At 70.9% G+C, this 2,176-nt stretch carries 2 protein-coding genes; one reads left to right on the top strand and one right to left on the bottom strand.

From position 1 onward, the window contains the following. Positions 1 to 83: 83 nt before the first annotated feature. Positions 84 to 1,610, bottom strand: coding sequence for a chitinase (locus H5J33_RS32245; RefSeq protein ID WP_181798273.1), 1,527 nt, complete (start codon positions 1,608 to 1,610; stop codon positions 84 to 86). A gap of 281 nt (positions 1,611 to 1,891) precedes the next feature. Here H5J33_RS32245 and H5J33_RS32240 point away from each other — a divergent pair. Beyond that, positions 1,892 to 2,176 (top strand): DUF6003 family protein (locus tag H5J33_RS32240; RefSeq protein WP_181798272.1); only part of this gene is annotated, 285 nt, incomplete at its 3' end.

Genomic DNA, 2,176 nt, shown 5'->3' with positions numbered 1-2,176 from the left:
GCTGGTACAGCAGCAGCAGCAGGGCCGCCGGTTGCCGATCCCGTGCCGTCCCGGCGCCCGGGGCGGCGGTGTGGCGGTGTGGTTCAGCAGGCGCCGAGGTCCTGCCAGACGCCCCACTGGCCGGTGGTGCCGGGCTCCTCGCCCGTCGTCCACCACTTGGCCTTCCAGAGGTGACCCTTGTACGAGACCTGCTGGCCGCCGGTGTACACCGCGTCCTTGGCCCACGGGGCGGCCGTGCACTGGTTCCCGGAGCCGCCGGTGACGGTCAGGGAGTAGGTCGCCGAGTGGCTGCCCGAGGCGCCCGTGCCGGTCACGGTGACCGTGTACGTGCCCGACGCCGCGGCCGAGGTGGTGGCCAGGGTGAGCGTGGAGGAGCCGCCCGCGGTGACCGAGGCGGGGCTGAGGGAGGCGGTGACACCCGCCGGGGCGCCGCTGACGCTCAGCTTCACGTCCTGGGCCGCGCCCTTCGTCACGGCCGTCTTCACGGCGGCCGTCGCGGACTGGCCGGCCGTCACGGACCCGGAGGCCGGGCTGAGCGCCACGGAGAAGTCGTTGGCCGGCGCGGGGGCACCGCCACCGGTGAACGGCGCGAAGATGCGCGTGAAGTCCCACGTGTTCTGTTCGATGCCCGAGCAGTTGTCCGCGGCCCCGCCGCCCGCACAGCCGCCGTTGTCCCGCTGCAACGCCCAGAAGGACAGGGTGTTGATGCCCTTGGCGACCGCCCAGTCGTACACGGTCCGGGCGTTGGCCAGGGTGAAGGTCTCCGCCTTGCCGAAGTCGTCGACGCCCGGCATCTCGGTGACACCGACCATGTTCCACAGCTGGGCCGGGGTCTTGGCCGGATACAGCTGGGCGAGCAGGTCGTACAGGCCCTGGGCGGCGGTCTGGGTGTCCTTCGCCATGTCGTGGGGCTGGTTGTCGTAGTAGTCGAACGTCATGAGGTTCACGACGTCGACCCGGGTGCCGTTGCTCACCGCGTTGCGCAGCAGCGCCTCGCCGTTCTCCGCGGGGCCGTGCGTGGTGGTCGGCAGGGTGTAGGAGATCTCCACCTTGCGCCCGTTGGCGGCCGCCCAGTCCTGGACCAGCTTGATGGCCTTGTTGCGGCGGTCGATGCCCGCGGAGTTGTCGAGCGAGTCGACCTCGATGTCCATGTCGAGCCGCGAGATGTCGTAGGTGGTGATGACCTTCTCGTACGCGGCGGCGATCTGCTGGACGTCGGTGCAGCTGTCGGCGATCTCGGTGCCGGTGGTGTCGGCCGTGTACCCGCCGAACGAGGGGATGACGTCGCCCCCGTTCGCCTGGATCGTCTTGATGTCGGCGCCGAAGGTGGAGGCGGCGATCGGCATGCCCGTGTCGCCGTTCCAGTACGGCGTGCAGGAGCCCTTGGCGGCGGTCTGGAGGAACGCCATCGTCAGGTGCTTGGCGCCCGACTGGGCGGACAGGGCGGCGGGGCTCTCGCCGGTCCAGGCCTCGAAGTAGGGCGCGAACACGTGGTTCGGCAGGGGTGTCGCGGCTTCGGCGGTGCCGGTTCCCGTGAGGGCGAGGCCCACCGCGGCCGCCGTGGTGGCGGCCGCGGCGAGGGCCGCGCGGAAGGAACGCACGAGTCTCATGTCAGTCCCGGTGTGTGGAGAGGGTGGCCAAAGTTCTTGCGCGGGGAGGGTGTTGCCGACTACTGGGATAGCGCCCCCACAGAGGCGGGTCAATGGTCTGGACCAAAAAGGGACTAGACCAATTTGTCGAATGGAGGTGCCCTGCCGCAGTACAGGGCACCCGGCGGCGGCCTGGACCATGTCCGGGCCTTCGACCAGGTGCGCATCGCGATGACCACGTGCGCCGAACGCGGGTACAAGCAGTGCCGTGCCGACAAGTCTTCCGACGGGAGGAGCAGACGATGACCGACGACGCCTGTCTCGTGCTGAAGTCCGATGCGATGGCCGCGCTCGGCGTGCCGCCGACGGCTGTCGGTGACCTGGCCTGCCTGGAGACACCCGCGGTCCGGGCCTGGCTCCAGGCCCAGGGGGTATCCGAAAGCTCCCCGGACCTGCGGCTGGTGCCGCCGGAGGAGGCGGCGGCCATTCCCGAGGGCGCCGAGCGGCTGTCCGTGCCGCTCGGCGAGGAGGAGCTCAGCCGGCTGCGCCATCAGGCCGCTCCGCCGGACCTGGCGCGGCTGGAGGAG

Origin of the sequence: Streptomyces sp. WELS2, assembly GCF_013870595.1 — a bacterium.
In the GTDB taxonomy this organism is placed as follows: Bacteria; Actinomycetota; Actinomycetes; order Streptomycetales; family Streptomycetaceae; genus Streptomyces.
This window is presented reverse-complemented; position numbering and strand designations above follow the sequence as displayed.

Excerpts from the sequence above, each read along its gene's own strand:
- H5J33_RS32245 (WP_181798273.1), bottom strand. The coding sequence starts at position 1,610 with ATGAGACTCGTGCGTTCCTTCCGCGCGGCCCTCGCCGCGGCCGCCACC.